Here is a 23,079-nt window from a genome sequence, read left to right as displayed (position 1 = left end):
TAGTGGCACTATGGTGTTTCACAGTAAGGGAAACATCCGGTACGGATATCCGGGTGTCATGCGCACAGGACCAAGGGAATATGGTTTCGATTCAGGTGGATGGTGAGGACAAGACCGCAAACATAAGCGACTGGTCTATATTCTGGAGCGACAAGTTCGAAGCCCTGGCACTGACCTGTCATTTTCCATCTGGAAAATACATTCGCCCGCTCAGTAACTGCAGGGTGTCACCCTCTCGCGAACTGAGCAATGTGCTGCTGATCAGACCCGGCAGCACGATCGTCAAGCCCATCGAAAAAGCGGTCATCTACGGCGAGCAATACGCCGTGGTGCATTATCCGGGTACCGACAAGCCCTATATTCACAAGATGGACGGCATTGTCTTCAGCGCGCCTACCGCGATCAGCGATACGCCGGTCTTCGCTTATTTCAAGGCTGTTGCAAGTGCCCGCCAGGCTCAAGCGCAGTCAGAGTCCGATCGTGAAATAGCCAGCAATGTCGTGGCTCAACTGGGGAAACTGCCTGCCAGCGCCAGCACGGCCTTGCAAGCCTATTGCTCCGGGCGGAACGGCACGCTGGCGCCAGGCCTGGGGCTCATTTATCCGTTCGGGCTGAACGAAAGCCAGTACCAGGCCGTCGAGCGGGCGTTCAGCGCGCAGATCAGCGTGATCGAAGGCCCACCGGGCACCGGCAAGACCCAGACTATCCTCAACATCCTCGCCAATATCCTGTTGCGCGGGCAGACGGTGGCGGTGCTGTCCAACAACAATGCGGCTGTGGCAAACGTCTACGAGAAGTTGGAAAAGTGCGGCCTGGACTACCTGGTAGCCAAGCTTGGTAAAAAGGAAAACCGCGAGGCCTTTTTCGCCAACCTGCCGGCGTGGCCCGCCAGCGCGCCCGGGCCGGCACCGTCCCTGGAAGAAATACAGGCCTTGCTGGCCCGCTTGAAGCAGCACCTGCAAGACCACAACCGGGCGGCACAACTGCAAATCGAACTGGACGAGCTGGTCATCGAGCGGCGCTACCTGCAGCAGTGGCAGGCAGAAAACGGTGTGCAGGCCACGGGCTCGTTGGACAAATACGGGCTGACCCCGCGCAAGACGGCCGACCTCATGGCCTACCTGGCGCACCTTGGCGAGCAGCGCGTGCAGCTCAAGGACCGCATCGAGCTGCTGTTCAAATTCAGAATCTTTCGCACCACACCATTCGCCGCGGGCGAGGCGCGCATGGCTGCGTTCCATGCCCTGCAGATGCATTATTACGACAAGTCGCAACAGGCCAAGGAAGCCGAGCTGCGGGCGTGCCGTGAGTCGTTGGCGCGGGCCAACTTCACGACGCTGCTGGAAGCGCTGACAACGGCATCGATGCAGCATCTGAAGCAGCATCTGCAAAGCCGGGCAGCGCCGCGAGGCAGCTTCGATGGCAAAACCTACCGCAGCGATTTCGATGCCTTCGTGCAGCGTTTCCCTATTCTAGGCAGCGGCACGCATTCCATCGTCAACTCGATCGCGGCGGGGGCGATCCTCGACTACGTGATCATCGACGAAGCGTCTTTGCAGGACATCGTGCCGGGCATCCTGCCACTGGGCTGCGCCAACAACCTGATCGTTGTCGGTGATAACCGCCAGTTGCCCTACATCCCGGTGAAACTGGGGCTTCAGGCGCCGGCCGAGGCCTACGATTGCGAGCGCTACAGCCTGCTGGATTCGTGCATTGCCGTGTTCCGGGACGCACTGCCAAGGACGTTGCTGAAGGAGCATTACCGATGTCACCCGAGGATCATCCAGTTCTGCAACCAGCAGTTCTACGATAATGCGCTGGTGCCCATGACCGTGGATAACGGCGAACAGCCCCTGCGCCTGGTGGTCACCGCCAAGGGCAACCATGCACGCAAGAATACCAACCTTCGCGAGTTGGAGTCGTTGCTGAAGGTGCTCGAGGACGAAGGGCAGCCTGTCGTCGTGGACGCTGGAGGCCGCGGTTATATCGCCCCGTTCCGGGCCCAGGTCAGCCTTTCCGACAAGCACCTGCCGACGGACTTCGTCAATGACACTGTGCACAAGTTCCAGGGCCGCGAGTGCGACGAAATCGTCTTCTCGACCGTGCTGGACAAGAAACGCTACAACCAGGCGCAAGGACGCCTGGACTTCGTCGACGACCCTTGCATGATCAACGTGGCAGTGTCGCGGGCCAAGCATCGCTTCACCCTGGTGACCGGTGATGATGTATTCACCAGCAATAATGGCCACCTGGCCGCCTTGATCCGCTACATCAGCTATTACGCGCAGGATGAGCAGATCGTACGTGCACCGGTGGTGTCGGCATTCGACTTGTTGTACCGCGAGTACGACCAGTCCCTGGCACGCCTGAATGCTCGTCTGCGGCCGGAGGATTCACGCTACAAGTCCGAGCAGATCGTGGCACAGTTGCTGCGCGAGGCGCTGTCGGCCCCGGCGTGCCAGGCGCTGAAGTACCACACGCAGATCCGTCTGGATAAGCTCGCATCGCCTAGTAATCCCGCCTGGACGGCAGCCCAGCGGGCGTTCATGAGGCGCGCCAGTTGCGATTTCGTGATCTATTACAAAGTTGGCAAGACACCGGTAGGGGTGATTGAGGTCGATGGCGGCTATCACGACCACCCCGTGCAGGCGGCGCGGGATGCCATGAAGAACGAAATCCTGGCTGGAAGTGGCATTCCCATTTTGCGGCTGCGGACGGTTGAGAGTGATATCGAGCGCAGAGTTGGCGAATTTCTTGGGCAATGGGCCAAGCCGGTTCCGGACGCCTGAGCAGCTGAGTCTGAGGTTGGCACTGAACAAATGCCACGCGTTTATCTCCCAGAAGCATGGATAATGCGCTGGATTGACCATTGCCGAGAACCGTTTGCCAGGCGGTTGGCTGTGAAGGGCACATAACAACTGACTGCAAGGACATTTGGTACATGAAAGCTTTGCTGGACCGTGCACGCCAATGGGCCAAGTCGCTCAAGCGGCAAACCATGGTGCTCTGGTTCTGTTACCAGCACTCCGATACGCCGTGGCTGCCCAAATGGATAGCGGTGTTCGTGGTGGCCTACGCGCTGAGCCCGATCGATCTCATTCCAGACTTCATACCCGTGCTGGGCTATCTGGACGATGTGATCATCTTGCCCCTTGGCATCCTGTTGGCAATTCGCCTGATGCCGCCGGCCGTGCTCGCGCAGTGCCAGGAGCAAGCCCTGGCGTGGGAACAGAGCCAGGTGAAGCGACCGGTCAGCGTTACCGCAGCGGTGTTCATCGTACTGATCTGGATAGCCGTGCTAACGGGGGCGTTACTGGCTTTCGCTCATTACTGAGCGCTTGTCCGAGCCTCGCGAATCCCACCCTTTGATGACTGCTCACCCGCTCAACAGATGACCTGAGGCCAGCCATCGGCTGGCTGGCCTCAACCGACATCAGCCCTTGTTCAGATCAACCAATGGCGTCTGCCGCACCTCGGTTTCCCGCCCGCTCTGGATCTCTTCCACCTGCTGCAAGGCCTTGTCCACCGCTGCCTTGTCCGCCAACAAGCTGTAGCGGATATGGAACTGCCGGTGTTCCTTGGGGCCGATGGTCGGCACCAGGTTCAGTGGCCGCTGGTAACGGCGGTTGTAGGAAAAACTTGTCCCCGGCTCCAGCCCCGTGACATAGCCCTGGCCTTGGGTGTCGGTATTCTTCCACAGCGAGAACACCGGCAGCGTGCCGGTATTGAAACCGACCGCAACGCCCAGGTTGCCAGCCTTGTTGTGCAGCACGGTCAAGGTATCGCCCTTGGCATCGGCATACGGCACCACGTTGTAGACCGTCTCGTCATAGTCCCGGGTCGGCGCGCGGTAGGTCTGCCAGTCGGGCAGGTCGCCCTTGGCCTTGTCGTTGAACGGCGACACCTGTTTCACCGGCGCGGCGAAACGCGCGCCTTGCTCGAGGAACGGCGTGCTGAAGTTGCTGTGGTACAGCGCCTGGTATTCCTTCGCATAGTCGCCATTGTTGGTCAGCGTGTCGTTCACGGTGAACGCCACGCTGCCGGGCTCGGTGACCAGTTCGGTGGCGACGGCGAAGTCGACCTTCTTGAACGCCTGTTCTTTCAGTTCGCCACGCAAGCTGATGGCGTACGGTGGTTTCTCGTCGATGTGCAGGGTGACTCTGCTTGCAGGAATGTTGGCGGCGCGGCCGTGCAGGGTCAGCAGCTCGCCATTGTCGATGCCGGGGTGGCCGACCCATTCGTAACCGCAGCGGGTGACCAGCTCGTTGAAGCCTTCCAGCCAGCCCAGGCCATTGCGCCCGTTGAGTTCGATGAAGGACGGGTTGACCACCTCCTTGACCGGTGAATCCCAGCCCAGCCGCACCGTGCCGACCGAGGCCTGCAGGATGTTCATGCCGCGCGTCGGCACGACCGACAGTTTCATCGTGCCGTTATCGATGTCGACGATGCTGACACCTTCCTGCCGGCCCCCGTGCAAGGTGCGCAGGGTCACGCTGAACGGCTGGTCGGTGTTCAGGCCCAGTTGCTGGCTGGTGATCTGCCAGTCCTGGGCGGCCTTGTCGGTGTCGAGCAGGACGTAATCCCAGGCCATGGCGTGGGAGGTCGCGCACAGGGCGCTAAGCGCAACGAAGCGTTTGAGGCGAAACATGGGCAACATGCCTTTCTTGGAATTGTGCCCATTTTATAGACCTACAAAAACGTTTCAGCAAGCGCGCCAGACGGTGTTTTCGGCGAAGCCCTGGTCAGCTGATTGATGATGGGGTTCGTAACGCTTTGCCAGCACGGAATTCTTCGTCGATGGCCGGGGGACGCTACAAAATCTCCGAGGGGCCGCGGTTGGGTTTCTCGGGATTTCATACAGAGCCTAGTACGAACGTGCTAATTGACCCTGTCTTCGCCGGTTTCGTATAGTCCGTGCAGGATTAGTGAAATCGGGATAGGACATCCATGAGCTACAGACTTCTACCACTTAAGCGATGGCTGGCCATCGTGTCCATGACTTGTAGTGGCATGGCCATGGCCGCACAAGCGCCAGGCGATTACTGGATCATCTACGGCAAAGGGGAACGTTTGCACAACGAAGTGTACGTTGCCGATAGTGCCGGCATCCTGCAAAAGCCGGGTGGTGTGCAGTCGGCGCAGGTCATGCAGTTGTTTGAAGACCCTGCCTATCCAACCCTCGTCGCCTATGAAGTACAGGTCAAATGTAAACAGCGCCAGATCCGCCTGGACAGCGCCCGGGCGATACGACGCTTCGACGGCGCGGTGAAGGATGTGAAAACCAATGCCCGCAGTTGGGTCGCACCGAAGGACTATTGGTTACAGCGCACCTTTGCCTTCGTTTGTGTCCCTGATAATCGAGCACGCAACCAGATGTTGTCGATCGGTAAAATGCCGGCCACGCAGATGGTTGCCACCGTCCAGGCCATGTTCAGTCAGTTGGTCGGTGTCCAGGCAAACAGCCAGGCGGTACAAAAACTGGACGACATGCTGAGCAACAGCCCGTGATGAACATACGTTTTCTGCCACTCGGCCTGATGCTGTTGACTCTGACTGGTTGTATCCCGACCCTGCCGGAACTGCGCGCTAGCCACCAATGGCAGGGGCGTGACGCCAAACAGGCGATTGACTTCTTCGGCCCGCCTGGGCACATGGAGCCGTTGCCGGGCGGAGGTGGGGTGCAGTTGGGCTGGTACCGCGACACCACCTACGTGCGTAAGGAAGTAGTCGGCAGCACCGCTGAAATGCAAGGCAACGTGATGGTCCATACCAATTACTGGGATGACGTGACGCATGCTGGTGGTTGCACGATCCTGATGAAGGTGAACAAGGCACGGCTGATCAGCGACTTCTCTACCAAGGGGCGCTGTAACGGCGTCAGCCTGGCGCCTTAGGCTCTGTACGAAATCCCGAGAAACCCAATCGCGGCCCTCGGAGGCTGAGATTTTGTAAAGTCCCTATCGTTATTGGCCGTCCACGCCTGGTGCGCGCCTACCGCCAGCGCGATGGCGGCCACCGCGACCCACAGGCCACTGGCGTTGGCGGCGCCTCGTAACTCGCCAGCGCAGGCCGGAAAGCTACAGGGCATTTGTTTTCCTGGCAGAGTAGGCGTTGCGCCAGCGTGTCAGTACCACACAGTTGTCCAGCGTTTCACCACCTCGCGGCCGTATTGTTGAATCCACAGTTGCAGCGTTTTATTCAACGTGCTCTTCGCTTCGATCATCTCACCGGTGTACGGGTTTCTGTAGTACTTGCTTTGTCGTGCCTTGAAGCGGTGGCGTGGCGGAGGGGGCGACCATGAGTGTCGGGTGTCTTCGTATTCGATTCCACTGATCGCCAATATATCCGACAGGTCGAATTGGTACTCGGCGAGCAAGTCGTGGAGTTTACCTTCGAACTCGAATTCTCGTTTTAAATGAGGGTCGACCTTTATGAAGGACAGATCGGTTTTCTTGGCAGCGAGCAAGTATTCGAGTGCACGGAACTCTGCGAGGCGAGACATGGGATTCCTCCATTGCGTGATGAGGCTAGTGTTAGCGCCCAGCAGGCAAGAATGCAAGTGTCGAAATGTTTTGTGAAATCTTCGTTCCGAATTTAACTGTGGAGGTGGGTTTCATGTTTAGTGATTCTCTTTGGCTGTAAGTTAATTCCCACATTGAACATTGCGCAGAGGTCGCTGAAGCTCAGGGAGTTGTCTTTGGAGGGTTTGATCGGTACATTCTGGAGTTATGCAAGACGCCTGGGTCTATGCCGCTATGCTCGCGTAGGGTATTCGATGCCTAAATTATTGATGGGCTCAATTAGATAAGCGATTTACCGCAGGTGAAGTTCGGTTACCCCAATAAAACAAACCAAATTGGTTTCCGATAGGTATTCGGTGGTTGATTAATAAATAGTCGGAAGCCGCATCTACACGCGCCAGGAAGAGCGCGTATTACAGGCACAGTTTCTTATTAAAGGAGGACAGGGATGTTTGTCCGCGCGAACCAGACCCCTTTCAGCTTGCACCTCAGCCGCCTGGAGCATGATGTCCAGGGCCTCGTCCATGCCGCTGGTCGCAGGCTGGCCAGTGAACGCCGGTCGCTGCACCTGAAGCACCTGCTGCTGCAACTTACTGCGTTCCAGTCCGGCAACGCCTGCTACGGTCTGCCGAACAGTGCGGTGCTGGCATGACCGACGCCAAACAACGCGAACCCCAGGTCGCCGTCGCCCCGCTCAACACCATCGACGCCAAGGACGTCGGCCGTGGCGCCGCCGCCTTCGATGCCTGGCTGCAGTCGGTCAGCGGCGGCTACGTCACCCTCGAACGGATCAAGACCGTAGCCGGCGCGTTGCCGGTGGTGGGCAACATCATGGCCCTGGTCGATGCCCTGGGCGACGTGGTGACGCTGGTCAAGAGCAAGAACCGCCAGCTGCTCGACTGGGTCAGCCTGGGCATCAACCTGATCGGCGTGCTGCCGGCACCGCCGACCATGGCCGCGGCGCGCATGAGCCTGCGCCCGACCCTGTTCCTGGTGCGCCAGGAGCTGCGCAACAGCGCCAAGATGCTGCTGGGCGATTCGCTGATCCAGGTACTGATCGGCCACCTCAACGCGACCATCGCCGGCACCATCGACGACTTCGTGGCCAAGGCGCAGCCGAAGATCGCCGGCATCCTGGCCGACGCCGGCGCGTTGGGCATAAAGATGACCAGCGAGATCGCCACCGGGCTGGAGAAGGTCGCCCTGGGCCAGCTGGACGCCAAGGGTGACCTGTCGAAGGCGGGCAAACAGGTGTCCGCCGCCGCCGACAAGCTGCTCAACGACCCGAAGGCGGCGTTCAGCAACATCTTCGGTGCCGTGCACAACGCCTACAAGGCCGCCGGCAAGGGGCTGGCCAACAGCGCCACGAGCAAACTGCTGCCGGACCAGATCAAGACCAAGGTGCTGGCCAACACCGGGCAACTGCGCGCGCTGGGGCCGGAGATGGCGCGGCAGTTGAACAAGCTGGCGGACCCGGGCACGCAGATGAGCATCGGCTGGATGCTGAATGTGCTGAGCGGGGCGGTGAAGGGCTTTCGCAAGCGCAACAGGAACGGGCAGCCGGGGGTGAGCAAGCCGGGGACCGTGACGCAGGTGCAGCGGGAGAAGGGCAAGGGTGAGTTGGCGGTCAGCAGCTCCCAGGCGAAGGCCCAAGGCGCCTCCAGCCCGGTGAAAAGAGGCTGTCCGGAAGAAACGATGGCATTCACTCCGCGCAGCATCAGTTTTGCCCTGGGCTCGGAGTTCATCATCCACACGGATTTCTGCCTGCCAGGCCCATTCCCGATCGAATGGCAGCGCATCTATCACTCGCGCCTGGCCGAATACGACCAGGGCAACCTTGGGGCGCGCTGGATCACTGAGTTCACTACGCGCATCGATGTCGTCGACAAGGGCATCCTGTTCCACGACTTCGACGGTCGTAGCCATGCCTTCGAACTGCCCAAAGTGGAGCAGTCACTGTTCAACGCCATCGAGGACCTGCTGCTGATCCGCAGCCGCGAAAACGAGCTGGTGATCTGCCGAGGCTTCGACCGCAAGGAGCACTACCTGCGTGTCGGTGATCGCTATTACTTGCAGAGGATCACGCTCAACAATGGCGCCGGTTGTATGTTGCATTATGAGCACCGCCACGAGGGGCGGCCGGTGCTTTCAGACGTCATCACCTATCAGGATGAGCCGAGCCAGATCCACCGCCACCTCGGCACCTTGATCGATGACCGCGGCCATATCACCGGCCTGTGGGAAATGCGTGACGGCCAACCGCTGCGTCAGCTGTGCGCCTACCACTATGACAATCAGGGCGACCTCATCGCCGCCCAGGATGAGGACGGCGCTGCCTGGCACTACCAGTACCAGAATCACCTGGTCACCCGTTACACCGACCGCACGGACCGCGGCATGAACCTGGAGTGGGATGGTAGCGCGTTTGATGCCAAGGCCATCCGTGAGTGGGCCGACGACGGCAGCTTCGACACCAAGCTGGAGTGGGATGAGAACATCCGCCTGACCTACGTCACCGACGCCCACGGCCAGGAGACCTGGTACTACTACGACATCCTTGGCTACCTGTACCGCATCCGTTATCCGGACGAGCGTTCGGAATGGCTGTTCCGCGATGAGCGCAAGAAATTGCTGCGCCACGTTCACCCGGATGGCAGCGAAGACCGCTATGACTACGACGAGCAAGGCAGTGTCATTCGCCATATTCGCCCTGACCACAGCCAGACGCATTTTGCCTACGACAGCCGTCGCAACCTGATCAAGATATGCGACGCTGAAGGTGGCCTGTGGCTGCGGGACTACGACCAGAAGGGCAATCTGGTCGAGACCGTCGACCCACTGGGCAACAAGACCGAGTTCGCCTACACACCCTCCGGTCTGGTGAAAGCGATCAAGGACGCCAACGGCAATGAGAAAAAGCTGGCATACAACGCAGCGGATCAGCTGATCGCGTACACCGACTGTTCGGGCAAGACCAGTGAGTGGGTATACGACGATCTGGGTCACTTGGTGTCGTTCATCGATGCCGCTGGCAACAAGACGGCTTTCGAGCACAAGGCTGGCCAGCTGGCGAAGGTCACCCACCCGGACAACACCGAAGAGCGTTTCGAGCGTGACGCCGAGGGCCGTCTGCTGGCCCATGTCGATGCGCTGTATCGCTGCACCACCTGGGCTTACAACGCCGCCGGCATGCTTGCTGAGCGGGTCGATGCCAACGAGCACACCTTACGCTATCGCTGGGACAAACTCGGGCGCTTGATCGGGCTGGAGAACCAGAACGACAGCAAGGTCAGTTTCCTCTATGACCCCATGGACCGCTTGCTGGAAGAGAAGGGCTTCGATGGCCTGATTACCCGCTACCGGTACGACCCGGACAGTGGTCGGCTGGCCAGCACCCAGGTCGGCCAGCGCCGAATCGATATCACCTACGATGCCGTGGGCCGTATCACGTCCCGAGTCGCCAGCCAGGGCGACCAGCGTCAGGAAGAAACCTTCGCCTATGACCGCAACGGCAACCTGATCCAGGCGATCAACGCGGCCAGCAAGCTGCAATGGTTCCATGACGAGGCGGGCAACCTGACCCGCGAGCACCAGTACTACCTCGGTACCGAGGTGCCGATGGTTGCGGTGTGGCAGCACGAGTACGACGTGCTCAACAACCGCGTCGCGACCATCCGCCCGGACGGGCACAAGGTCAGCGTGCTCACCTACGGCAGCGGCCACGTGCTGGGCATGACCCTCGACCAGCATGAACTGCTGGCCTACGAGCGTGATGACCTGCACCGTGAAGTGGTCCGCCATCAGGGCAACCAACTGATGCAAACCCAGACGTGGGACCCGGCAGGGCGTCTGCAAGAGCAATTGCTGGGTAGTCACGACGGCAAGTCCACGTTGCTCAAACGCCAGTATCAGCACGACGCCGTGGGTCAGCTGACCGATATCCACGACACCCGTCGTGGCCACCTGGCCTATCGGTACGATCCGGTTGGCCGCCTGCTGCAAGCCACCAGTCGCCTGGGTGTCGAGACCTTCGCCTTCGACCCTGCCGGTAACCTGCTGGACGACAAGGCCCAGGCGCTGAATCGCCCGCTGGAAAGCGACCCGCGGCGCAACAAGCTGATGGACAACCTGCTGCGTGAATACGCCGGGACCCACTACCAGTACGACGAACGCGGCAACCTGATCCATCGCCTGCACAACGGCGAAAAGGCGCGCCTCAGCTGGGACCTGTTCGACCGTTTGGTGCGCTTCGACGATGACAAGCTCAGCGTGGTGTACAGCTACGACGCGCTGGGCCGCCGTCTGCACAAGCACTCCACCGCGCACCACCAGGATGATCCGCGGGCGGGTAGCGGTTGGAACCAGATGCAGCGGGCCAAGCGCCAGCGCGAACTGGGTTGTGGTTACACCTTGTATGGCTGGGATGGCGATAACCTGGCTTGGGAAAGCTCACCGCCGCAGGGTGAGGGCGAGACCGGGCGCACCGTGCATTACCTGTATGAGCCGGGCAGCTTCGTGCCGGTGGTCCAGGCACAACGAAACAGCCCGATCCGCCTGCTGCGCCAGCCAGACTGGAGCGACCGGGAATACGATTTTGATCAGGACCCGCTGTGGCACACCGAGGTCAAGCCGCAGGCATTCGATGCGATTCTCTGGTACCAGTGTGACCACCTTGGTACGCCGATGGAGCTCACCGACCACAATGGCGAAGTGGCGTGGACGGCGCAGTACAAGGCGTGGGGTGAGGCCAAGGAAACCCGCTCGGATTGGGCCAAGCAAGTCGGTCTGAGCAACCCGATACGGTTCCAGGGGCAGTACCACGATCACGAGACCGGGCTCCATTACAACCGCTATCGGTACTATGATCCGAGGGCTGGGCGGTTCATCAATCAGGACCCGATCAGCTATACCGGTGGCCTGAACCTTTTTGCGTATGCGCCGAACCCTATCGAGTGGGTAGACCCGTTAGGGTTGTGGAAAGGGCAGCCGCGTCAGGCGGATGGTAAGTTTGGGGCGGGGAAAGATCCATCGAAGCCATGTCCGTGTAAGTCGGATGGTACTCATGGGAATAGTCTTGATTCGACTAAGCCTGCTACCGGTTACACATTGAGAGATGCAGATACTGATGAAGTGATGAAGTATGGTGAGACGACGCGCGAAGAGCGGCGATATACTCAAAGGTATTTATCTGAAAACAAAGTTTACATGCAGCGAGAGGCGAGCGGGACAAAAAGGGAGATGCACGCTTGGCAGAATCAGAAAATTACTGCATATAAAGCGGCGCGCGGCGGGAAGAGGCCGCCATTAAATAAGAATGATTATTAGAGGTATTTTATGATTTTTCATTCTTCAAGTGAGCAGGATGTTTTGGTTGGTCCGGGGGCGCAGGTGGCCCGGAGGAAGGTAGCGGCTGTCATGTCTGATCTGCTCGAAGGAGTTACTCTTGAATGTGGTGCAAGTACATGGAGTTATATTTCAATAATGATGCCGGACGACATTATAAAGAGTTATCCTGAGGTCAGAAGATATCATAAGCAGCGAAGCGTTATTGAAGTGCGTGTGCAACTCCCGTTTTATGATTTCAAAGACGCAGATGGCGTTGGAAGGATGAAATATATGCTTGATGGATTAAGTCGCTCGGTTGATATGATGGCTGGAATAAAAAGTCTAAAAATGTCCGGTTCCGATGCTGATCTTCTCAGGGGGGTCGTCTGCCAAGCTAAGCATAAGCTCGGAGTTGATTAGATATATCATTATGGCTATTGTCTGGCCGGGTGCTTGTACAGATCGAAGGAGTACAGTAGTTCCATGACCAGACGGGCAACCTGATCCGCGAGCATCAGTAACATGCTGGTCGAGGGGCATGCCCAGCACGTGACCGCTGCCGTAGGTCAGCGCGCTGACCTTGTGGCTATCGAAGCGAACGGTCGCGATACGGTTGTTGAGCAAGTCGTACTCGTACTGCCACACCGCAACCATCCGCACCTCGGTACCGAGGTAGCTGGCCTACGAGCGCGATGACCTGCACCGCGAGGTTTTGCGGCATCAGGGCAACCAGCTGATGCAGGCCCAGAGCTGGGACCCGGCTGGCCGCCTGCTAAAAGCCACCAGCCGTCTCGGTGTCGAAACCTTTGCCTTCGACCCGGCCGGCAACCTGCTGGACGACAAGGCCCAGGAGCTGAATCGCCCGCTGGAAAGCGACCCGCGGCGCAACAAGCTGATGGACAACCTGCTGCGTGAATACGCCGGGACCCACTACCAGTACGACGAACGCAGCAACCTGATCCTAGAAGGCATAGAGAGTTTGACGCGGAGCTGCTTCAGAAGAATCCAAATGCAAAAATCCAAAGTGAGTGTTACTTGCGTGGATCTGACAGACGGTCGGTTGTCGATACTGATACGGGAGAACATCGGCGTGTGGATACGATAGTCATTGAAAATGGGCAGGCCACTGCGTATGAGATAACCAGTATGACCGCTGACAAACAGGCGCAGATAGAGAAAGAAGCTAGGATTAGAGCCAAAGGTGGAACGTTCGTGAAAGACAGGACCACAGGAGACCTGGTGCTAGTTGTCGGGATTTCTAGACTTGTGAGGAGGCCTTAATATGGATGATTATATTCTTTGGGATGTGGATGAGATAATTAGCGCCTACTCAGAAGTTCCAGAGTGGCAGCTGCGTACAGAGGAAGGCTTTCGATATCTGTTCAAGTTTTTACAAGATAATGGATTAGTTGTATGTGAGCTGGTTGACGATAAGCTCTCTTTCATCAAAAGAACCGTAAAAATTAGCGAGATGACGGATGAAGGGCGAAAATTGGTAAGCGGTGCGAAGAGCCCTTATCTCCGTTGGATTAAGTCTAAGGCAAGGGATAATGTTCCGCCGGACATGAAAATTTTAGAAAAGGCGTTGACGCAAATCAGAGCAATTAATCAATGAGGGTGCAGAGTTGCAATATTTTGAATTTGTGTGCAGAGCACTTTTAGTTGCGTGGTGTTTGAATTAAGGGCTACAGGTCTATTCGGGTGTGATTAAAATCACTTGCGTAAATTGATCAGCGGAAAAAGGGTTTGATTATAGCCAAGCCCTGCCCTCATTACGGAAGAACATGGCGATTGTGGTGCATGATCGGTAATCAGGCGGGATGCCGTTGGCACCCGGTGTAGTCGACATTGAGATCCGCGCGCTGAAGGACAACATCAACCTCCTGGCCAAGCTGGACATCACTGCCCACGCCGCGCAGTTCGCCCAAATCGGCGCGGCGAGCGAGGCCGGCACTTTCCCTGAGCCGCCGAAACCCGGCAAGGGCGACCTGGAGTTGCTGTACCAGTACGCCAACAGCAATGGCGTGAAGACCGGCGACTACGACGTGATCGACGCCCTGGGCAACATGAGTACGACGTGCTCAACAACCGTATCGCGACCGTTCGCCCCGACGGCCACAAGGTAATCGTATTCCTGGTCGCTCCAGTCCGGCTGGCGCAGCAGGCGGATCGGGCTGTTTCGTTGTGCCTGGACCACCGGCACGAAGCTGCGAAGACGTCAACGGTAAATTAGTTTACGGCAACGTAGGGAAAGTTAAGGCGGATGGTGTAATGCCTGTTGCTCGTGAGAAGAAGGCAATGGAAGACTTGAGGACCAAGACTCAGGGAAAAGATGTGCCGGATGAAGTGCAGTTTCGCGCTTATAATAAACCGTGTCCATAAGGTGGTCTGTGGAAAAGACAATATTTATTACTTTTGCAGAGTATGCCTGTCTTGTTAATAAGCTTAAAGAGGAGTCGGGGCTTGACTTGTTCATGTCTGTCAGTTCTGAGGAACCCTTCGCGCTTATTGAGTCGGTGGACGCTAGTAGTGAGGTTTTAATTAACTCATCCCGAAAGCTTAGGATTTTAATTGGGGCAAAGAAAGATTTTACATTTTCAGATAAGCCTAAAAAAGAAGTTAGTCGTGCCGATATAGTGGGTTTTGTTGATGTGACTTATGGGCGCGATGATGAAAATGCTATTGGTGCGACCATTTTTAATGGTGACTCATCTGAAAGTGAAAAACTAGTTGGGAAGGTTTTGAATAAGTTGCTCAAGAAGTGTGCGAATAAGGGGGTTGTTAGTTCTGAGGGTGGAACGGGTGGGCTTTGGGATAGGTATTATTGGACGGACGGTGCGCTGGCGTCTGGTAAAAACTGGCACCTGTTTTTAGGGTTTGGGGTGAGGAAACCTCTAAATGCCAGCCCTGGGTATGCACCGAAAGTATCACACTGATATATAAGCTTGGCCCGCGAAGCTACTGTAACTAGCAAGATGATTTTATTCGTTTGATTGTGCCAGCACAGTTAAGGCGCTATGCCTAAACTGTGCCACCAGGACGGCCTTTCGAGCGCGGCTCCGAAAACCGTCTGCTGGACCATGTCGATGCGTTCGATCGCTGTACCACCTGGGCCTATAACGCCGCTGGCATGCTGGCTGAGCGGGTGGATGGCAACCTGATCCATCGCCTGCACAACGGCGAAAAGGCGCGCCTCAGCTGGGACCTGTTCGACCGTTTGGTGCGCTTCGATGATGACAAGCTCAGCGTGGTGTACAGCTACGACGCGCTGGGCCGTCGTCTGCACAAGCACTCCACCGCGCACCACCAGGATGACCCGGGGCCGGGCGGTGGCTGGCACCAGATGCAATCTAAAGGTGGTTCTGGTACGCCAGAAAATGGACAAGTACTGTGTAGGCTATGCAATATTGAAAAAGCGACTCCTGTGAACTTTGGGTTAAGCGATGGAAAAAGTGTTTCTAAAGCTGGAAGTTTTTGATGGTTATCCGCCAGTCTCTATGGAGAGCGTGTGGGCTGAAAAAAAGGGCAAAAATAAATATAGAATAAAGAATATACCATTTTATTCTAAGAAAATATGTCTGGGTGATGAGGTTAGTACTTCTATAGGTAGTGACAATGAGTTGCTGTTCAATGCGGTAATCTCCGATGAAGGGGGTAGTACTGTGCGGGTGATTTTTTATAGTAATGACGAAAGCGTGTCGCGGCTGATAATGGATGATATCGCTAATATGGGTTGCTCGTGGGAAGGCATGAGCAAGAAATTTTTTGCGATAAATGTTCCTAAGCATGTTGATTTTGATTTGGTTGTGGGTTTTCTAGAAGAAAAAAGTAATGTTGGGGTGTTGGACTACGAATATGGAATGGTTCGCCAATAAAGTGGGGCAGGTTGTAGACAAATCTAGCACTATACCTCCCCCTCTACCTATGGAATTGCAACGGCAGTCACGACGCCCGCTGGAATTGGAGGAAAACTTTCGTCTGACCTTGTCGCAGATGCCAAAGAACAGGACGCCTGGTACTACTACGACATTCTTGGCCACTTGTACCGCGTGCGCTATCCGGATGAGCGCTCGCAGTGGATCTTCCGTGGCGAGCGCAAGAAATGTGGTGCGCCATGTGCACGCCGATGACAGCGAGGACCGTTACGACTACGACGAGCAACGTAGCGCCGCCTGCCATCCAGGTGTCCGGGCGGCGAAGCCGTCCGGATCATCCAATGCCCTGGACGCGTGGTTGGGTGTCAGGATTGTTGCCAGTCGTCAGACCCTTCGGTGCCGCAGATTTCGTGGCATTCCGTTATCTTTCGATAGGAAAACCAAAGTTCCACCTCTTGATGCCGGGGCGTGGAGGTTACTTCTTGTGCATGAGGCTGCTCGGTGCGCATCTTGATAATTGTCGCGTCCGTAAGTGTCGTTGTGTAATAGTGCTCATTGGGGTCTTCGCTGGTGGCGCGAAATTGCTTGATCGTCACTTCTGGCAATAGCTCTGCCTTGCAGATTGCTTCCAGTAACAGCGGCTTGGATTTGTTCGTCGTGAAGGTCACCTTGTACGGCCCATGCACACGCTTGCCAGACGGTTGGCCGTTCTGTGGATCGATCGGTGTATTGATTTCATGTTCGACCTTCTGCAACATGATTTCACTTTCAAATTCGGACTGATAGATATTGCCGATCGACGCCGCAGTGCTTGCACCTTCGCTGATATCGCCTTGCACTTTGCCGTTGACTTTCAAATATGCGGGTGAGGCCATTATGTACTCCAGATTTACACGGGTTACATGCCGTTGTTTCGCAAGGGCATGGCCATCGGGAACGATGGGCTTGTCAACGAGGCGCACGCCTCGCTAATTCGTTGAAGCCAAGGATGGGTTCCGCTGGATTACGGCTGCAAAATGCCGTTGAGGGATTCCAGTACTTCGGTGGTAATCAAGTGCAGGCGATAGCTGTAGATCCCGTAGGCCACTGCCATGGCGACCAGGGAAATCACCAGGGGACTCCACCACGGCCATTGCCGGTTCACGCGGAGGTTTCGCGGCGCGACATGGGTGTAGGGGTCGCATACTGCTTCGGGGGCAGGGCCCCGTAGCTTACGGAGCATCCCGTGAAGTTGGTGGATCAGCGCGTTCAGCGTTTCTTCGCCTTTTGGCGCGATGGCGTACTTGCCCTTCAGCCCTAGGCACAATGCGAAGTACATGAACTCCAGTACGTCCTGATAACGTGCGGGTTCCTGCATCAGGCGAGCCAACACCGTGAAGAATTTTTCGCCACCCCAGGTTTCGTCGTGGAAGATGCTCAGCAGGGGTTCCTGGCTCCAGCAACTGTTCTTGCCCCACGGCCTTTCCATGACCGCTTCATCGATGTACAGGCACAGGGCGTAGGAATAGGCGAGCGCCTGGGCGGGCTCGTAGCCATGCTGGCGGATCTCCTCCTGGATATTTTCGATCTGGTTGCGCACTTGCTGGTGCACTCGCTGGATATCGGGCAGCTGATCCAGCGTGCGCAGGCGTATGACCAGCCCGAACAGTGGTGCCGCAGCATCCAGCATGAGGTTGTCATAGCCGCCCCGTAGTTGAAATTGCGGATCTGCCGGGTAGCCTTCATCAACCTGTTCCGGCGGTGGCGTTTGCGCTGAGGCTTCGGGCTTGGCCGAGGCAGTTGGCTCAAGGGGCAACGGCTTGCCGAGCAGCGCCTGCAGCAGTGTGCTTTCAACACCTGTGGCGTCGGTGGAGATGATGTGGCTGCCTTTCATCTCATTCACTCCTGATCGCCCAGAACTGCAGTTCAAGCCCGGGGAAGTCCCCTGCGATATGGATGCCGAAGCCGTTTGCCGTTCTCATGCATGCCCAGGCTGGATCACGCCGGTCCAGTTCGAAGTAGCTGAAGCCTGCATGGAAGGGCAGGTCGCGGGGCGCCACCGGCAAGGGGTTCAACGGGATGCCGGGCAGTTGCAACGGCACCAGTTCCTCCAGTGAGTCCAGCGAAGTGATCTTGGCTTTGTGCACGAACATCTGGCGTAACACCGGCGGTGGCAGATGGGCGCCCACCGCGATGACGAACTCGGCCTCATCAATCAGCCGGCGGTCGTCCAGCGTGGCCTTCATCACGCCGTAGCCCAGCGTTTCCAGTGGCAATGACACGGCACGTGGTTGCAGCACGGTACTCAGTGCCCGGCGTAGCGTGTCCTGCAGTGGCTGGAACGAGGTGCGCAGCGCGGTGTGGTGATAGGCGGGGTATTCCTGCGGCAACCGATTGGGGTCGGTGAACGTCACGAATTCACCGCAGGCCTGGCTCATGCACAGATAGAGCTGCTCGGGGTGTGTCTGGGCTTGCCTGGCCAGGTGCTGGAAGCAGGGCCACCAGCGGTTCATGGCTTGCAGCAGGTTGAAGTCGCGGATGTCGGCAATACCCGACTGGCGCCCCCCGCCGAGGCGTGCGGCAAGGTTGCGCCCACGTTCGCGCAAGGTATTGGTGATTTCTTCCAGGAAGCGCTGCAGCGCCGGTATCGCCCGTACCGAGACACAGGTGGGGTAGAACGCTTCGTCCAGCTGCAGGCTGCCGTCGGGACGACGCTCCAGGATACGTGCCAGGGCCAGGCGGGTATAGGCGCCGCTGTCTTCGGTCTTGCGTTTGAGCTGCAGGTTGGGGACGGCCAGGTCGACCTGTACCAGGTCACCGTCAGCGCTGTGAGTGTCCTTGATTTCATGGGCCTGAGCGATGTAGCGCAGATTTCCAGCGTTGTCGGGCCAACTCACTTCACGGCCGCCATTGGTGCGCAAGGGCAGGCATAGATAGACCTCGCTGTCTCTCGAACCGTCATCTTCGATTTCCAGCGGTGGGGGCGGCGGCAGATCAGCGGGAATATCGAACACCGTGCCATCTGGCATGATGCCCCGGGCTCGGGTAATGGCGATTTTGCCAAGGCTGAGATATTCGTCATTCAGCTGCAGTTCGCTGAAGCCATAAAAGGCTGCGTTGAGGTTACCCAGGCGTTGCTGCAAGGCAGCTTCGCTGGCCCGGGCTGCCTGCTGAAAATGCTGCGGCTTGACGAACAGGCCTTCGGGCCAGAGAACAGGATTACGTGTAGTCATGGGCACTCCAGTCAGCGCGAGTAAGCGAAATGGGAAGGATTGCCGGCCTCATCAATCCTCCTCCTTGAGCAGGATCTGGGTGTCGTTTACCAACACCGACAGGATGATCTGGTGCCCACGTGGCGGAATGCGGAGCACTTGCTGCCAGGTGGCGTTTTCCTGGCTTCGGTAGTCGCCGATGACTGCAACGAAGCGAGTGTCAGGCTCAATCGGGGCAAAGGGGATGAACTTGAACTGGCCGGGCCGCAGCAGGTAATCGTCGTCACGGATGTAGGTGCTGCGCAGGGCTTTGGCAGGGTCCTGGTCCAGCAATTGATAGACGCTGTTGCGTAGCAGCGAGTCGTCACGCAGCTGCAGGATCTTGATGGCGATGGGTGTCGCCACTGCCTCGCTGGCCACGGTCGTGGTACGCGGCACGCTCAGGACTACCGTCGAGTCGTCGTAATTGCCGGGTGTGCTTTCCTCCAGCGGTGAGCGAACCGGACCAGTGCCGTCTTCCTCGGCCAGTACCACGGCCGGGGTTGCAGGAAATTGCTCCTGAAGGTATTCGAACAGGGTCCCGACATTTTCGGCCAGAACGTAAGGGTCACTCGCGCTCAGGCTAACGGCGTAGGGGCTGGGTTCCAGAGCTGTCTCAGGTTCGGCGCTTGGGTCAAGGCTGTTCGGGTTGCTATTGAGGGTCGGGCTGGCGTTGATGCTGAATGCAACCGTGGTCGGGTGATCCTTGGGCAGCCCGATGGGCAGCGTAGGGTCCATGGCCACCTGGCTCATCCTGCTCAGGGTGGTACAGCCAGCAAGCGCAATCAGCGCGGTGGAAAGGGCGGCGGTGAACAGGTGTCGGGTCATGCGCCTTCTCCTGCAATCAGACGCTGCAGCGGGTTCTGCGACGATGGCCCGGCCACTGCAACGGCGTCCAGTGCCGCCAGAGGATCTTTCCCGGTGTCGCAGTTGAAGACCGAGCAGATCTCGCTGGTCGCCTGGGGCGCTGCAGGGCTGGGTTGCCAGGCCAGCGCCGACGTCTCGGCGAGCAACTGGTCCAGTACGCTGTGGTCAGGGGCGAACAGCGCTTCCAGGCATGCGTCGGCGTGTACCCTCTGAACCAGCAGCCGATAGCTGCCGATACGAAGCTGGTCGCCCTCGACAAGCCGTCGCGCAGGGCGCTTGCCCAGGCTGACATTGCTGTCGTTCAGGTAGGTGCGGTTACAGTGGTCAATTACACAGAAGCTGTTCTCGATCCAGCGGATTTCGCAGTGGATGGGCGCCACGCTCTGCTCGCGGTCATTGATCAGCCAAGTAGCCGCTTCGCTGCCGATGGTGCCGCCCGTGCGGTCAAACCGGTGCCGCGCTGTTACGCTGTGCTGCAATTGGTCGAGATTGATAACGCTCAAGGTCAAGCTGCTCATGCGCGCCCCCGAAAGCGGACAACAGGGCTGACCCGGCCGTGGCGGTCATCGACAAAGCTGGTCCAGCCCAGGTAGGCCCCTTGGCTGCGGTGCAGGCAGAATGGCGATAGCGCGTTGCGCTTCAGGCGCAGCTCCAGGTCATAGGCCAGGCCATCGCGCAGCAATAGATCGATCAGCGCGCGCAAGCGGTCGAAGTTGACGCCGCCCGGAAGCAGATCATGCAGCTGCGTCTGGTCGAGTTCGCCAATCACGATGGTGAACTTGCTGCTGCGGGTACGCGTGCGGCTGCCCAGCATGAATGTGCGGCCCAGTTCGCCATTACGCCGACCAAGGCAGGCCAATTGCTTCAGCGTGGTGGATACCGAACGCGTTTCGAACTCGCGAATGTGGACCTGCTCGAGGTCGAAACAGTGGGCAATGATGCCGGCGACGGTTCCTGGCGCACGGCTGCGGCTGGCAATGACTCCAGCGAAGCTGAGCAGGCGGCTCCACGGCAGCGCGGTGTTTCCCCGCAACTGCCTGTCGTTCAGGCCGAGCAGCGCAAAAATGTACTGTGAGAAGCCATCGGTGGCTCCCGGCTGGAAACGGATGTAGTAGCGGTATTTACGCCAGATGCGATGCAGCAGGCTGAGCAGGTAATGGTTGAAGAAGTCGAAGAATGCCGGGCGTATACCGATACCCTGTGCATGTTCGTACGCCACCTGTTCCAGGTAATAGGTCGGCAACGGCGAGTCGGTGCCGTGCAAGCCCATGAAGGTAGTGCACACACGGTAGCGCTGTTCCTGGCCAGGCATGCGTTCGGCCTTGTATACGTCCGAAACGGGGAAGGTCAGCCGCGGGTCGCTGGCAAGTCGCACTCGCAACCGGGTGGCCTCGCTTGGCCAGCGCGGTTCAAGGTCATCGCCGTGCAGTCCGTACAAGCGCTCCAGCAATTGGAAGAAGTTGTACTGGTGCGCATCGGCGAGCAGTCTGTCGGCTAGATCAGTGGTTGTTTGCCGGTCTGCAGTGGCCATGTGTAGTGCTCGTTGTTGGTGATGTTGATTACTTCCAGTTGGTGGAAGGAGTTGATGCTGGCGTACAGCGCGAAGAAGTGGGCCAGCGCGCAACTGAACAGGTAGAGGTCGCCTTCACAGAGAAAGGCAGCCTGGTCCAGCTTCAGGCGGGTAAGCAGCCCGCGAATGGGCTGCCCTTGTATCAGCCAGTCCAAGGGCTCTGTATGGATCTCGCGGATGCCGTCGAGGTGCTTGCGCGTGGTGCGAGCGTGCTGGATGTCGTGCAGAGCGGCGAAGTCATACGCGCGTATCACCGCTTTCAGTGGATCGACCGATAGCAGCGACAGGTAGTTGAGTGACATGTTGGAAATCAACGCCCATTGCAACTGTCCGTCCAGCACCGGGCGATAAGGGCGGGACGGCGCACAGATGTTGGTGTAGGTGGCGAGAGGAGGCGTGGCCTCGGTGAGCACGTTGATGTCATCGATGCCCAAGGCCAGCGGCAGGTCGCGATTGGTGCAGGTCAGGTCGATGGACGCGGTTTCCAGCTCGCCGATATAGGCGTTGGCATCCGCGCGGACAAAGGCGATGCGGTGAGTGACGCCATGGCCGCGCAAGGATTCTTCGAGCGTGTAGCGGTAATACAACGCCGTTCGGCCTTGAACGTGTTCGATTTCGTGGGCGAACGACTCGAATGGCCTGAAGGTTCTGAGGTGTTCGCCGATGCTCCCGTCTGCGGTGGTGCGGGTGCTGGTGACCGCATCGACGCTGAAGATCTCGTGAGCATACTGCTCCGTGCCTTTGGGCTTGAGCTCGAACTGGGCCTTGCTGCTGGACAGGTCGATGGGCTCGGCGCTGTGTTCGAACAGGTTGACCGCCGGGGTGCAGAACAGCTTGAAATCTGCTTTGCCGATACGCAGCGAATCAGGTAGCAGGCGGCTGAAGTGGAACTCGATGTCGACCTGCTTGCTTTGCTCTGCGGGCCAAAGCCTGTCCAGCCCGGTGATGGTGAAAAAATGGAAGCGCTGCGCGAACATGAAATATTCCTGCAGGATCCGGTAACCATCAAAGACATTTTTCGGGTAAGGCAGCAGGGCTTCATCAGCGCTGAAACCGGGGAAAACGAGGCTGCTGGCCGGCAACCGGCGGACTTGGCCATTGACGGTGACGCAGACATGCTCGAGGTACTGCGAGATCCATAGGTACAACGTACGGGCGGTACGCTGATCGCCGCCGAGGTGAAAGTCGAGGCTGGTACAGCCCAGGGTATCCAGGGGGCGTTCGACCAGCGTTTGCAGGCGGATGCGGACCACTGCGCTGTCGAGGGTCTGGGTTGTGCCAACCGCGTCGATTTCGAACGGATGGATACTCACCGGGGTGCAGGTGCGAAACTCGCAGGCGACACCGTCCACCGGCTTTGAGAACAGCCGCGAGCCTTTGGCAATCTGTTGTGCCTGGCTGAGCGCCTGCATGCGTGGCATGAACTGGATAATCGTCACGCTGGGCAGGGGCCGAAGGTAGTTGGGCCACAGCAACTGCAGCATGGGGTGGATCAATTCCGGCAGGTCGTCTTCCAGCTTCAGCCTCAACCTGGCTGTGAGAAATGCGAACGCTTCCATCAGGCGCTCGACGTCCGGGTCGCTTCCCCCGTTGCCAAGCAACCGCGCCAGTTGTGGGTTGTCCTTGACGAAGTCGTTTCCCAATTCGTGCAGGTAATGCAGTTCTTCGCTGAATCTGTCCTTCAGGGACAT

The 23,079-nt window shown here is 58.1% G+C and carries 21 protein-coding genes and 1 pseudogene; 13 read left to right on the top strand and 9 right to left on the bottom strand.

What is annotated here, in order from left to right:
• Positions 1-80: 80 nt before the first annotated feature.
• Both HG549_RS15345 and HG549_RS15340 read left to right on the top strand, forming a co-directional pair.
• A complete protein-coding gene (locus tag HG549_RS15345; RefSeq protein ID WP_170030353.1) occupies positions 81-2,789 on the top strand; it encodes an AAA domain-containing protein in 2,709 nt (902 codons plus the stop codon).
• Positions 2,790-2,941: 152 nt separating this feature from the next.
• Positions 2,942-3,334: a YkvA family protein gene (locus HG549_RS15340; RefSeq protein WP_170030352.1), complete on the top strand. Its 393-nt coding sequence runs from the start codon at positions 2,942-2,944 to the stop codon at positions 3,332-3,334.
• A gap of 99 nt (positions 3,335-3,433) precedes the next feature.
• Here HG549_RS15340 and HG549_RS15335 read toward each other — a convergent pair whose 3' ends face one another.
• A complete protein-coding gene (locus HG549_RS15335) occupies positions 3,434-4,648 on the bottom strand; it encodes an aldose 1-epimerase family protein (protein ID WP_170030351.1) in 1,215 nt (404 codons plus the stop codon).
• A gap of 299 nt (positions 4,649-4,947) precedes the next feature.
• Here HG549_RS15335 and HG549_RS15330 point away from each other — a divergent pair, with 299 nt between their 5' ends.
• A complete protein-coding gene (locus tag HG549_RS15330; RefSeq protein WP_170030350.1) occupies positions 4,948-5,508 on the top strand; it encodes a hypothetical protein in 561 nt (186 codons plus the stop codon).
• Complete coding sequence (locus HG549_RS15325; protein ID WP_170030349.1) at positions 5,508-5,894, top strand: hypothetical protein; 387 nt, start codon at positions 5,508-5,510, stop codon at positions 5,892-5,894. The genes HG549_RS15330 and HG549_RS15325 overlap by 1 nt, the downstream gene beginning before the upstream one ends.
• Positions 5,895-6,124: 230 nt before the next feature.
• Here HG549_RS15325 and HG549_RS15320 read toward each other — a convergent pair whose 3' ends face one another.
• The gene (locus HG549_RS15320; RefSeq protein ID WP_170029410.1) at positions 6,125-6,502 is read right to left on the bottom strand and encodes a histone-like nucleoid-structuring protein, MvaT/MvaU family; all 378 of its coding nucleotides are present in this window, start codon (positions 6,500-6,502) and stop codon (positions 6,125-6,127) included.
• A 467-nt stretch (positions 6,503-6,969) separates the two neighbouring features.
• On the opposite strand from HG549_RS15320, the gene HG549_RS15315 reads away from it, so the two are divergent.
• The 9 genes and pseudogenes from HG549_RS15315 (at position 6,970) to HG549_RS15275 (ending at position 15,721) form a co-directional block, all read left to right on the top strand.
• The gene (locus tag HG549_RS15315) at positions 6,970-7,173 is read left to right on the top strand and encodes a hypothetical protein (RefSeq protein WP_170029411.1); all 204 of its coding nucleotides are present in this window, start codon (positions 6,970-6,972) and stop codon (positions 7,171-7,173) included.
• Positions 7,170-11,846 (top strand): RHS repeat-associated core domain-containing protein, encoded by a 4,677-nt coding sequence (locus HG549_RS15310; RefSeq protein ID WP_170030348.1) that lies wholly within the window; start codon positions 7,170-7,172, stop codon positions 11,844-11,846. Before HG549_RS15315 ends, HG549_RS15310 begins: the two co-directional genes overlap by 4 nt.
• 90 nt (positions 11,847-11,936) lie before the next feature.
• Entirely contained in the window at positions 11,937-12,266 is a 330-nt protein-coding gene (locus tag HG549_RS15305) for a hypothetical protein (RefSeq protein WP_170030347.1), read from the top strand.
• A 256-nt stretch (positions 12,267-12,522) separates the two neighbouring features.
• Positions 12,523-12,807, top strand: a pseudogene (locus HG549_RS26355) (hypothetical protein); the annotation flags it as partial.
• A 321-nt stretch (positions 12,808-13,128) separates the two neighbouring features.
• A complete protein-coding gene (locus HG549_RS15295) occupies positions 13,129-13,461 on the top strand; it encodes a hypothetical protein (RefSeq protein WP_170030345.1) in 333 nt (110 codons plus the stop codon).
• A gap of 205 nt (positions 13,462-13,666) precedes the next feature.
• Positions 13,667-13,972 (top strand): hypothetical protein, encoded by a 306-nt coding sequence (locus HG549_RS15290; protein ID WP_256665910.1) that lies wholly within the window; start codon positions 13,667-13,669, stop codon positions 13,970-13,972.
• A 264-nt stretch (positions 13,973-14,236) separates the two neighbouring features.
• Complete coding sequence (locus HG549_RS15285) at positions 14,237-14,782, top strand: hypothetical protein (protein WP_170030344.1); 546 nt, start codon at positions 14,237-14,239, stop codon at positions 14,780-14,782.
• A gap of 194 nt (positions 14,783-14,976) precedes the next feature.
• Positions 14,977-15,324, top strand: a complete 348-nt coding sequence (locus HG549_RS15280) for a hypothetical protein (RefSeq protein WP_170030343.1) — start codon at positions 14,977-14,979, stop codon at positions 15,322-15,324.
• Positions 15,290-15,721 carry a DUF4265 domain-containing protein gene (locus HG549_RS15275; RefSeq protein ID WP_170030342.1) on the top strand — a complete coding sequence of 144 codons (432 nt, stop codon included), beginning with the start codon at positions 15,290-15,292 and terminating at the stop codon, positions 15,719-15,721. Before HG549_RS15280 ends, HG549_RS15275 begins: the two co-directional genes overlap by 35 nt.
• A 365-nt stretch (positions 15,722-16,086) precedes the next feature.
• Here HG549_RS15275 and HG549_RS15270 read toward each other — a convergent pair whose 3' ends face one another.
• The 7 genes from HG549_RS15270 to tssF all read right to left on the bottom strand — a co-directional run bounded on the left by HG549_RS15270 (position 16,087) and on the right by tssF (position 23,079).
• Positions 16,087-16,596, bottom strand: coding sequence for an Hcp family type VI secretion system effector (locus HG549_RS15270; protein WP_170030341.1), 510 nt, complete (start codon positions 16,594-16,596; stop codon positions 16,087-16,089).
• Positions 16,597-16,724: 128 nt separating this feature from the next.
• Entirely contained in the window at positions 16,725-17,594 is an 870-nt protein-coding gene (icmH, locus tag HG549_RS15265; protein WP_170030340.1) for a type IVB secretion system protein IcmH/DotU, read from the bottom strand.
• Position 17,595: 1 nt separating this feature from the next.
• Positions 17,596-18,933, bottom strand: a complete 1,338-nt coding sequence (tssK, locus tag HG549_RS15260; RefSeq protein WP_170030339.1) for a type VI secretion system baseplate subunit TssK — start codon at positions 18,931-18,933, stop codon at positions 17,596-17,598.
• Positions 18,934-18,984: 51 nt separating this feature from the next.
• Positions 18,985-19,779: a type VI secretion system lipoprotein TssJ gene (gene tssJ, locus HG549_RS15255; RefSeq protein WP_170030338.1), complete on the bottom strand. Its 795-nt coding sequence runs from the start codon at positions 19,777-19,779 to the stop codon at positions 18,985-18,987.
• Positions 19,776-20,336, bottom strand: coding sequence for an FHA domain-containing protein (locus HG549_RS15250; RefSeq protein WP_170030337.1), 561 nt, complete (start codon positions 20,334-20,336; stop codon positions 19,776-19,778). Before HG549_RS15250 ends, tssJ begins: the two co-directional genes overlap by 4 nt.
• The gene (gene tssG, locus HG549_RS15245) at positions 20,333-21,349 is read right to left on the bottom strand and encodes a type VI secretion system baseplate subunit TssG (protein WP_170030336.1); all 1,017 of its coding nucleotides are present in this window, start codon (positions 21,347-21,349) and stop codon (positions 20,333-20,335) included. Before tssG ends, HG549_RS15250 begins: the two co-directional genes overlap by 4 nt.
• Positions 21,313-23,079, bottom strand: a complete 1,767-nt coding sequence (tssF, locus tag HG549_RS15240; protein WP_170030335.1) for a type VI secretion system baseplate subunit TssF — start codon at positions 23,077-23,079, stop codon at positions 21,313-21,315. Before tssF ends, tssG begins: the two co-directional genes overlap by 37 nt.

The organism is Pseudomonas sp. SK (genome assembly GCF_012975065.1).
In the GTDB taxonomy this organism is placed as follows: Bacteria; Pseudomonadota; Gammaproteobacteria; order Pseudomonadales; family Pseudomonadaceae; genus Aquipseudomonas; species Aquipseudomonas anuradhapurensis.
This window is presented reverse-complemented; position numbering and strand designations above follow the sequence as displayed.

What these genes read in the sequence shown, in the direction of transcription:
- HG549_RS15310 (WP_170030348.1), top strand. Translation starts at nt 7,170, where the DNA reads ATGACCGACGCCAAACAACGCGAACCCCAGGTCGCCGTCGCCCCGCTC.
- HG549_RS15335 (WP_170030351.1), bottom strand. Translation starts at nt 4,648, where the DNA reads ATGTTTCGCCTCAAACGCTTCGTTGCGCTTAGCGCCCTGTGCGCGACC.
- tssK (WP_170030339.1), bottom strand. Translation starts at nt 18,933, where the DNA reads ATGACTACACGTAATCCTGTTCTCTGGCCCGAAGGCCTGTTCGTCAAG.
- HG549_RS15275 (WP_170030342.1), top strand. Translation starts at nt 15,290, where the DNA reads ATGGAAAAAGTGTTTCTAAAGCTGGAAGTTTTTGATGGTTATCCGCCA.
- icmH (WP_170030340.1), bottom strand. Translation starts at nt 17,594, where the DNA reads ATGAAAGGCAGCCACATCATCTCCACCGACGCCACAGGTGTTGAAAGC.
- HG549_RS15330 (WP_170030350.1), top strand. Translation starts at nt 4,948, where the DNA reads ATGAGCTACAGACTTCTACCACTTAAGCGATGGCTGGCCATCGTGTCC.
- HG549_RS15320 (WP_170029410.1), bottom strand. Translation starts at nt 6,502, where the DNA reads ATGTCTCGCCTCGCAGAGTTCCGTGCACTCGAATACTTGCTCGCTGCC.
- HG549_RS15315 (WP_170029411.1), top strand. Translation starts at nt 6,970, where the DNA reads ATGTTTGTCCGCGCGAACCAGACCCCTTTCAGCTTGCACCTCAGCCGC.
- HG549_RS15270 (WP_170030341.1), bottom strand. Translation starts at nt 16,596, where the DNA reads ATGGCCTCACCCGCATATTTGAAAGTCAACGGCAAAGTGCAAGGCGAT.
- HG549_RS15295 (WP_170030345.1), top strand. Translation starts at nt 13,129, where the DNA reads ATGGATGATTATATTCTTTGGGATGTGGATGAGATAATTAGCGCCTAC.
- HG549_RS15250 (WP_170030337.1), bottom strand. Translation starts at nt 20,336, where the DNA reads ATGAGCAGCTTGACCTTGAGCGTTATCAATCTCGACCAATTGCAGCAC.
- HG549_RS15340 (WP_170030352.1), top strand. Translation starts at nt 2,942, where the DNA reads ATGAAAGCTTTGCTGGACCGTGCACGCCAATGGGCCAAGTCGCTCAAG.
- HG549_RS15305 (WP_170030347.1), top strand. Translation starts at nt 11,937, where the DNA reads ATGTCTGATCTGCTCGAAGGAGTTACTCTTGAATGTGGTGCAAGTACA.
- HG549_RS15280 (WP_170030343.1), top strand. Translation starts at nt 14,977, where the DNA reads ATGCTGGCTGAGCGGGTGGATGGCAACCTGATCCATCGCCTGCACAAC.
- tssJ (WP_170030338.1), bottom strand. Translation starts at nt 19,779, where the DNA reads ATGACCCGACACCTGTTCACCGCCGCCCTTTCCACCGCGCTGATTGCG.
- tssF (WP_170030335.1), bottom strand. Translation starts at nt 23,079, where the DNA reads ATGTCCCTGAAGGACAGATTCAGCGAAGAACTGCATTACCTGCACGAA.
- HG549_RS15290 (WP_256665910.1), top strand. Translation starts at nt 13,667, where the DNA reads ATGCCGTTGGCACCCGGTGTAGTCGACATTGAGATCCGCGCGCTGAAG.
- HG549_RS15345 (WP_170030353.1), top strand. Translation starts at nt 81, where the DNA reads ATGGTTTCGATTCAGGTGGATGGTGAGGACAAGACCGCAAACATAAGC.
- HG549_RS15325 (WP_170030349.1), top strand. Translation starts at nt 5,508, where the DNA reads ATGAACATACGTTTTCTGCCACTCGGCCTGATGCTGTTGACTCTGACT.
- tssG (WP_170030336.1), bottom strand. Translation starts at nt 21,349, where the DNA reads ATGGCCACTGCAGACCGGCAAACAACCACTGATCTAGCCGACAGACTG.